The following is a 442-nucleotide window of genomic DNA, read 5'->3' on the forward strand; positions in this document are numbered from 1 at the left end:
GAGATCAGTCTGATGGATCTCTGAAGATGATGAAGAAGCGTGTCATCAATGATGCTGAGCTTTTCACGAAGCGTGATGAAGGCGAAGCCACGATAGGTGTCCCTAAATCATTGGATATGTTCGGGCCCGATATTGCTATGGCTCTCTGTGTTGAGCCTTCTCTTGATGGTCGTGTCATCGTTGGTGATGAAATAAAATTCGAGCAGATGGAGAATAAGATTGTTGGGCTGATGCTCCCGCATCATGCTTTCTATAACGTCTCTGAACCCTGTCTTATGGTCCAGAATTATACGCAGACGCCTGACACTGAACTCGGCAAAAAGGCTCTCGAACTCATTGAAGTTGTCTCTAAGCGACACCATCAGCAGGTTATCGAAAAACTCCAAAAAATTGGATGCGATGCTCTAACGGGGCGTAATCTGTTTGCGTTGCGTGGTTCGTG

Annotated in this window: 1 protein-coding gene; it reads left to right on the forward strand. The window is 46.4% G+C overall.

Annotated elements, in window-relative coordinates; translation table 11 throughout:
- Nucleotides 1-26 precede the first annotated feature (26 nt).
- Nucleotides 27-442, forward strand: a 416-nt coding sequence (locus KP705_RS17800) for a hypothetical protein (protein ID WP_215765247.1), incomplete at its 3' end; no start/stop codon positions are given.

The organism is Gluconobacter sp. P1D12_c (assembly GCF_018812105.1).
GTDB lineage: Bacteria > Pseudomonadota > Alphaproteobacteria > Acetobacterales > Acetobacteraceae > Gluconobacter > Gluconobacter oxydans_A.